Raw genomic sequence first — 7,615 nt, 5'->3', positions numbered from 1 at the left:
CCCCTGGTAAGGGCGTCGTTTCTCCGATACTCGCGCGAGGATCTCGACCGCAGCCGCGGTCACCATCGGGAAATCGTCGCGGCGATGAGAGCCGGCGACCGCGATTGGGTGGCGGCAGTCACCAAGGCCCACGTCCTCGCCGCGCGCGCAGCGTTGATGTCAACCCGGCCTGCCTCCGAGAACTAGACGGCCAAGCCTTGATAGGAAGCTCCGACCCCCACCGAGTGAAGCTGGCCGGGCAGCCGACGCCCCAGAATCGAACCCAGCCAATGGCTCACCTCGATGACGCGGTGGATGTCGACTCCGGTCTGGACGCCTTCCTGGTCGAGCAGGTACAGAAGGTCTTCCGTCGCAATGTTTCCCGTCGCCCCAGGGGCGAACGGGCATCCGCCGATGCCGCCTACCGAACTGTCGAGAATCGTTGCACCTGCTTCAATCCCGGCGAAGGCGTTGACATAGCCGGTGTTTCGCGTGTTGTGAAGATGCAGCCCCACCGGTACGTGCAGACCTAGAGCGGCCTTCACCGTCGATCGAATCTGCGAGGGGGTCGCCACCCCGATGGTGTCGGCGAAGACGATCTCGTCGGCGCCGGCGGCCGCGACCCCTTCCGCGATCCGCATGACGTGTGAGGTTGACACCGCCCCTTCGAAGGGGCATCCGAAACTCGCCGCCAGTGTCACGGTGACCCGCTGCCCGTTTCGATGCGCTGCCGCGGCCATCCCTGCGACCTGTGCCAACGACTCGGAGACCGTAGCCCGCTGATTGCGTTGGTTGAAGGTATCCGTCACGCACAGTGTGAGATTCGGTCTGCACATCGTCGTCTGACAGCGGCCGAGGCCACGCTGGTTCAAGACCAGGCCAAGGAAGTCGACGCGATCGGTTGGAGCTACCTCGTCGAGAACGGCCTCCGCGCCTGCCATCTGCGGCACCACGTCGTCTCGGACGAAGCTGACGGCTTCGATGCGGCGCAGCCCGGTATCGACCAACCGGGTGATGAGCTCACCGCGTTGCGAAGGTTTGACAGTCTCTGGCTCGTTCTGGAGTCCATCCCGAGGCCCGACTTCGCTGATGATGACATCGGGGTGCATCACACGACTCCCTCGGCATCGAGCCGCACGAGGGTCTGGTCGTCCATGTGCAACAGGCCCCGGTACACCTCGTCGTTGTGCTGCCCCAACTTCGGCCCGATCGTCCTGACGCTGCCCGGCGTCGACGACAGTCGCGGGGCCACGTTCTGCATGGGGAACGAGCCGAGTACGTCGTGCTGCATGGTGATGATCGCCTCGCGTGCGGCGAAGTGCGGATCGCGAACCATGTCCTCCGCGGTGTAGATCGGACCGGCGGGAACGCCACCGTCGTGGAGACGTTCCAGCAGCTGCTCGGCGGTGCCTTGCGTGGTCCACTTGGAAATGAGCTGATCGATTTCGTCCATGTTGCGACCGCGGGCGGCATGGGTGCTGAACCGCGGGTCGTCCTTGAGGTGGTGTTCCTCCATCACGTCGCAGAGTCGGTTGAAGACGGTGTCACGGTTGGCGGCGATGAGGATGTCGCGACCATCGCCAGTGGGGTAGACATTGCTGGGAGCGACTCCCGGCAGAACGGATCCGGTGCGCTGCCTCTGCACGCCCGCGAGCACCCACTCCGGAATCGTCGATTCCATCAGTGCCAGAACGGCTTCGTAGATGGCGGAATCGACGACTTGGCCTTCGCCCGTGGTTCCCCGGCCGAACAGCGCGAGGACCGCACCCAACGCCGCGAACGTGCCAGCCAGCGAATCGCCGAGCGAGACGCCGATGCGGGAAGGCTTTTCCTCTGCCTCTCCGGTGAGGTGCCGGATACCGCCCATCGCCTCGCCGATGGAGCCAAAGCCTGCTCGTTGCGAGTACGGGCCCGACTGCCCGTAACCAGTGACCCGGACGAATACCAGCCTCGGGTTGATGGCGCGCAATACCTCGTAGCCGAGGCCCCACTTCTCGAAGGTGCCCGGCCGAAAGTTCTCGATCAGCACATCCGACTCGGCGACCAACCTCCGCAGAATGTCCTGGCCCGCCTCGGTGCGCAGGTTGCACGTCACCGACTTCTTGTTGCGGGCGATGATCGGCCAGGACAACGAAAGACCTTGCAGCTTCTGGGAACCCCATTCGCGCATCGGGTCACCGACGCCCGGGTCCTCGATCTTGATCACCTCCGCACCGAAGTCACCCAACAATTGCCCACAAAACGGTCCGGCGATCAGCGACCCCGCCTCGAGAACGCGGACTCCATTGAGCGGGCCCACCGTGCTGGCGGAATGACGGGTGGGCACAGATGACGTGGTCACGGTCGCTCTCCTTTGGCGTTGATGCGTACGGCCGGGTGCGAGCTGCTCACGCGGTACGGGACCACGCTTTCCAAGCCAATGAGGTCAGATTGTATGCATTGATCCCTTCGAGTGTCATCAACTCAGCCCAGGCGCAGCGCCGGACGATGACCCGGCCGTTTCCTTCCCCAGCTCGGAAACCCACCAAAACCACTGTTCTGCCAACTGCAGTCTCGTGTGCTTACCTCGCGAAATCTATGTTCCGCACCCCCGATTGCCCAACGACCGTTGACCACGGGTGAATCATTGCGTTACTTTGATCACAGTCAATGCATACAATCGAAGAAATGTCAGACAGCCCGCCCTATCCAGTGAAGAGGTCATCCGACCCCGTCTGGCTGCGATCGCAAGACCGGGCAAGCTAGTCGTCGACCCCATCGGCCATGCCGACAGCGACACCCGACCGAGCTCATCGGGGGTCCCCGCAAGAAAGGCACCGTCATGACCGCCCCGCTCAGTTACGCGGATAGCGCGTTTCGGATCATCAGCCGCAGGCTGCTGCCCATGTTCTTGATCGGGCAGATGCTCATGAACATCGACAGATCGAGCATCTCCTACGCCGCACTACAGATAAACGAGACGCTGGGGATCTCCGCCGAGATGTTCGGCTTGGCGGCAGGGATCTTCTTCGTCGGGTACTCCATCTTCGAAGTGCCGAGCAATCTCGCTCTCCAGCGGGTCGGTGCCACCAAGTGGATCGGCGCGATCGTCTTTGGCTGGGGGGTCGTCACCACGCTGCAAGCGTTCGTGCCGAACGCCGAAACCCTCATTGCACTCCGGTTCTTGATGGGAGTGTTCGAGGGCGGATTCACTCCGGGGGTCATCTTCACCATCACGTTGTGGTTGCCCTCTGCCCAGCGCGGACGCGCACTGGCGTTGACGTTGCTCGCGGTACCGCTGGCAGGCATGATCGGCGGCCCGCTGGCGGGCCTGCTGCTCGGGATGCGATGGCTCGGCCTGGACGGCTGGCAGTGGCTGTTCATCATGTGCGGCGGCGCAACCATCGTCTTTGCGTTGGTGTGGACGCGTGTGGTGCCGACCGGTCCGCAGGAGGCGAAATGGCTTCCCGTTCCCGAGCGCGACGCCCTACTGCAGACTCTCGATCTCGAGCGCAAGGCGCAGACCCTCGATCCGCACAGCAGCGCAAGCTTCCTCCACGCAATCAAGACGTGGCCGGTGTGGGTCTATAGCGTCGCCTACCTGGGCATCTGCGTTGGCTACTTCGGCATCTTCTTCTGGCTCCCACAGATCATCCAGAAGGGATTCGCCTCCCTGTCGCCACTGGAGAACGGCCTTCTTGCCGCCATACCCTTCGTCATCGCGATGATCACCATGACGGTTCTTGGCCGCACGCAAGACAAGTCGGGCGATCGACGCTGGCACCTCGCCGCACTCGGTGTCGTGTCGGGGCTGGCTCTGGTGCTGAGCCTGCTGATCTCGTCACATGTCGTGGCCTTCGCAGCGCTATGCGTCGCGGTGGCCTGCGCACTGACGTACATCGCGCTGTTCTGGGCATCACCGATGAGCGTCCTGTCCGCAACCGCCGCGGCAGGCGGCATCGCGTTGATCAACAGCATCGGCAACCTTGGGGGATTCCTGGGTCCGTACCTCACCGGCATTCTCGCAGGCGATGCACACGAATTCGGCCGAGCGACAGTGTTCTTCGCCGGCATGCTCCTCGTCGCCGGCGTCGTCCCCATCGTCTTCCGCTCGCTGTTCCCCAGCCTCGGCCAGATCGCGCAACGCGCGGAGCTCGCGCTACGGGGGTCCGGCGACGGGGCTCAACCGGCAGCACATCCGGTCTCGGGCGAGGCGCGGTAGAGGTACCCGCGCACCACGCCGTGCAACGCGCCGAAATGCAGTGGGCGGTGGCCGCGGCGTGGGACGCTCGGTGCGACAAGTCACCCGGCTTGCCGCACCGTAGGAGGCGGTCGTCGATGAAACCGTTTCTGAGCACCGGCGACCTCGATCTCACGCGCTACTTCGTTCGGGGACGGCCGGTGAGCTTCGCGCCGGATGCGTGTATCGCCGACGTCGAGCAACTCAAGGACAACGCCTACTTGATCACGTCGGGCGTGATCCGAATCTCGATCCTCACGGCCAGCGGACGGGAGCGATTGCTGTTCTACGGTTCAGCGGGGTCAGTGATCGGCGACTTCATCACCTTCGGAAACGTCTCCGAAGTGCCCCTCGGTGTTCAAGTCCATGCCATCTCGGCCGTCGAGGCGACCAGACTCCCCCAAGCGGAACTGCGCAGGGCATGCGCGTCCGACCCGGATGTCCTCATGTCGTTACTCGGATGGGCGTACGGAAAGATCAGCACCCTCATCGACCAACTCGAGGCGGCGACGTTCCGCGACACGACCGCGCTGGTCGCCGCCCTGTTGGAGGCCTTCCATACCGAGGCCAAGCAGTCCGACGTCGCCGATGAAGCGCGAGCGCTTCTCGATCTCACCCACCAGACGATTGCATCGGCGACCGGCCGCACCAGGGTCTCCGTCACCTATGCGCTGAACAAGCTTCAGCAAGCCGGCGTAATTGCCCTGCGGCGCGGCCACATCGACGTAGTCGATCAGAGTCGTCTCGCCCAGATCGCTACCGAGGGCCTTGGCCCGTAGATCGACCGAAGTTTCTCTTCTCTCTGTCAAACAGTTGACAGACATCGCCTCGTCCCGCGTGGATGATCTACCTCACAGCCACGCAGGGCCCACGGGACGTCAGAGAGCGATAACACCAGTGCAGTCAACGAGTTTCACGTTCGCCGACGGAGCGGTCAGCGTGCTCCGCCTACCGATCGACCTGGACGGCCGCATCGCCGCCTACCCCGCCACGCAGCGTGGCGAGGCGGTCGTGAACGTGTACCTTCTCCGCGACGGACCCGCCGCTCTGCTGATCGACACCGGTTACAGCGCACACGAACCGGACGTCCTGAAGTGGCTCGACGAGCAGCTTCCCGACGATCACCGGCTCGGCGTATTCGCGTTACGCCAAAGCGAATTCGACTCCGTCTGCAACGTCATCCCCGTCGCGACGAACTTCAACGTCACCACCGTATTCGGCGCTCAGTCCCAAGGGATGAGCTGGTTCGGCTTCCGTCCTGACCGGAGGTTGGAGGGCAACGCCGTGAACGTTCCCTACTCGGTGGTGCGACAGGACCCCATCACCTTTCTCGACAATCCGTCCCGGATCATCTCGGTGCTTCAACCCGCGTTGCGATTGTTGACGACGCACTGGCTCTTCGACCCGCTCTCGCGCACCATGTTCACCTCCGACGCATTCGGCCATCTCCCTGGTGATCAAGCCGCCGACGTCACCGCAGACACGCTCCGCGACTACCTGATCGAGACTCGCTACTGGTGGTTGGCGGGGGCGCGCACGGACGTGATCGTCGACTGGCTGGACGACGTGTTCGCCGGGTTCCACGTCGAACGCATCGCACCCGCCTACGGCTCCCTCATCGAGGGCCCGGCGGTACGACGAACCGTCGACGTCTACAAACGGGTACTTCGCGACCTCGCCACCTCGTCGACCGCCGCCCCCTCGATGGCGCGGGTCCCGTCGTGACGATTTCTCCCCGACTGGTCGATACACCGCATGCCATTGGACCACTTCCGTTGCCCCGTCAGCTCGCTCCTGGACTGTTCTGGCTCGGCGGTTGTCTTCGTCAGCCATACAAGGGGCAGGTGTTCCACTCCTACAACTCCGTGTACGTCATCGCCGGCGACAACAGCTCGCTCATAGTGGAGACCGGCTTTCCAGGTGACATCGACCTGATCGAGAGCCAGCTGGACGAGCTCACCCATCTGGTGCCACCCGTCGAGTACGTCTTTTCGACCCATCCCGAAACACCGCATGCCGGTGGTGTCGGGCGATTGCTCGCCAAGTACCCGACCGCAATCGCCATCGGCGGCGTCCAGGACCTTCACCTGGTCTTCCCGCAGTTCGCCGACCGCATCCACGTACCAACGGCCGCGACCCTGAACTACGACCTGGGCGGCAGGGAGTTCAGCATCGTCCCCGGCGTCATCCGGGATCTCATGCCCACCTACTGGGGCTTCGACGATCAGAGTGCGGCGCTGTTCCCGGGCGACGGCTTCGCCTACAGCCATTATCACACCGACGGCCACTGCGGGCTCGTCGCCGAGGAGGCCACCTCGCTCGACCTGCCCGACATGACTGCGTTGTTCGCCGAACTCGCGCTGTATTGGACCCGGCTCACCGACGTCGAACCCTATCTGTCAGAACTCGATTCGTTACTCGACAGGCTCGGCGTCCAACTGATCGGGCCCACCCACGGTTTGCCGATCACCGATCTCGCCCGCACGGTCCCCGCGATCCGCGAGGGTTTTCGGTTGGGTTCTCACAGCTAGCCCCGAATCACTCATTAGTAAACAGCCCACCAGGAGAGGTCACCACAATCATGCGTGATGGAATGTTCATCTTCGACAACGTCGTCCACATGTACGACAACAAGCCCGACAACCTGAACCCGCAGGGCGTCAAGACGGCGCAGAACCTGATTGGCATGGGGGACCTGTTCTCCAACAAGAAGTATCCGTCCAACGACCACTTCTTCGACCAGGAACTGAGCGTCGAAGAAGCCGGCCGAATCCTCTTCGAGGAGTCCGACACCGACATCGCCATGGCTCAGACCGTGCCGCTCTTCGGCTGGTGGAAGGACGGTTTCTCGCCGGCTCGGCGGCAGTACGCACTGAAGGAAGCCTATCCCGACCGCGTCTTGTTCTGCGGCGGGGTGGACCCGCTGTACCAGGGCCTCGACGGCGCGCTCAACGAGATGACCCGTCAGACCGAGGAATGGGGAGCAGTCAGTTTCAAGTTCTATCAAGCGCACGACAATTCGTTGAGCTGGAGAGTCGATGACCGCCAAATCGCCTACCCCATGTGGGAGAAGGCGCTTGAACTCGGCATCAACAACGTGCAGTTCCACAAGGGTGTCCCGTTCGGCACTGAGCGCATGGAACACATGCACCCCACCGACCTGCAGCAAGCGGCGCTCGACTTCCCGGATCTGAACTTCATCATCCACCACCTTGGTGACCCGTACATCGATGAGTCCATCAGCATCGCCTCACGCAATCCCAATATCTGGCTTGCACTTTCGGCGTGGATCAACATCTATCCCATCATGCCCCGCGAGGCGCTCAAGCGCCTCGGCAAGGCGATGATGTACGTCGGCCCGGACCGCTTGCTGTGGGGCTCGGAGGCCTTCGTGTGGCCCAACGTCCAGGGCTACAT

At 63.2% G+C, this 7,615-nt stretch carries 8 protein-coding genes; 6 read left to right on the top strand and 2 right to left on the bottom strand.

Annotated features, from left to right (window positions below; genetic code table 11):
* Positions 1–186, top strand: a 186-nt coding sequence (locus tag ACRDUX_RS22705; protein ID WP_526416734.1) for an FCD domain-containing protein, incomplete at its 5' end; no start/stop codon positions are given.
* Here ACRDUX_RS22705 and ACRDUX_RS22700 read toward each other — a convergent pair.
* Together ACRDUX_RS22700 and ACRDUX_RS22695 are read right to left on the bottom strand one after the other, a co-directional pair.
* Positions 183–1,088, bottom strand: a complete 906-nt coding sequence (locus tag ACRDUX_RS22700) for a hydroxymethylglutaryl-CoA lyase (protein WP_526416732.1) — start codon at positions 1,086–1,088, stop codon at positions 183–185. The two genes, ACRDUX_RS22705 and ACRDUX_RS22700, sit on opposite strands and share 4 nt — an antisense overlap.
* Positions 1,088–2,320, bottom strand: coding sequence for a CaiB/BaiF CoA transferase family protein (locus tag ACRDUX_RS22695; protein WP_526416730.1), 1,233 nt, complete (start codon positions 2,318–2,320; stop codon positions 1,088–1,090). The genes ACRDUX_RS22700 and ACRDUX_RS22695 overlap by 1 nt, the downstream gene beginning before the upstream one ends.
* A 480-nt stretch (positions 2,321–2,800) precedes the next feature.
* On the opposite strand from ACRDUX_RS22695, the gene ACRDUX_RS22690 reads away from it, so the two are divergent.
* The 5 genes from ACRDUX_RS22690 to ACRDUX_RS22670 form a co-directional block, all read left to right on the top strand.
* Positions 2,801–4,180 carry an MFS transporter gene (locus ACRDUX_RS22690; protein WP_526416728.1) on the top strand — a complete coding sequence of 460 codons (1,380 nt, stop codon included), beginning with the start codon at positions 2,801–2,803 and terminating at the stop codon, positions 4,178–4,180.
* Between the two features lie 116 nt (positions 4,181–4,296).
* Positions 4,297–4,977 carry a Crp/Fnr family transcriptional regulator gene (locus tag ACRDUX_RS22685; protein ID WP_526416726.1) on the top strand — a complete coding sequence of 227 codons (681 nt, stop codon included), beginning with the start codon at positions 4,297–4,299 and terminating at the stop codon, positions 4,975–4,977.
* A 118-nt stretch (positions 4,978–5,095) separates the two neighbouring features.
* The gene (locus ACRDUX_RS22680; protein WP_526416724.1) at positions 5,096–5,923 is read left to right on the top strand and encodes an MBL fold metallo-hydrolase; all 828 of its coding nucleotides are present in this window, start codon (positions 5,096–5,098) and stop codon (positions 5,921–5,923) included.
* Positions 5,920–6,729 (top strand): MBL fold metallo-hydrolase, encoded by an 810-nt coding sequence (locus tag ACRDUX_RS22675; RefSeq protein ID WP_526416722.1) that lies wholly within the window; start codon positions 5,920–5,922, stop codon positions 6,727–6,729. The genes ACRDUX_RS22680 and ACRDUX_RS22675 overlap by 4 nt, the downstream gene beginning before the upstream one ends.
* A gap of 50 nt (positions 6,730–6,779) precedes the next feature.
* The coding region (locus tag ACRDUX_RS22670; RefSeq protein WP_526416720.1) for an amidohydrolase family protein at positions 6,780–7,615 on the top strand (836 nt) is incomplete at its 3' end.

Origin of the sequence: Mycobacterium sp. (assembly GCF_050701675.1) — a bacterium.
GTDB lineage: Bacteria > Actinomycetota > Actinomycetes > Mycobacteriales > Mycobacteriaceae > Mycobacterium.
This window is presented reverse-complemented; position numbering and strand designations above follow the sequence as displayed.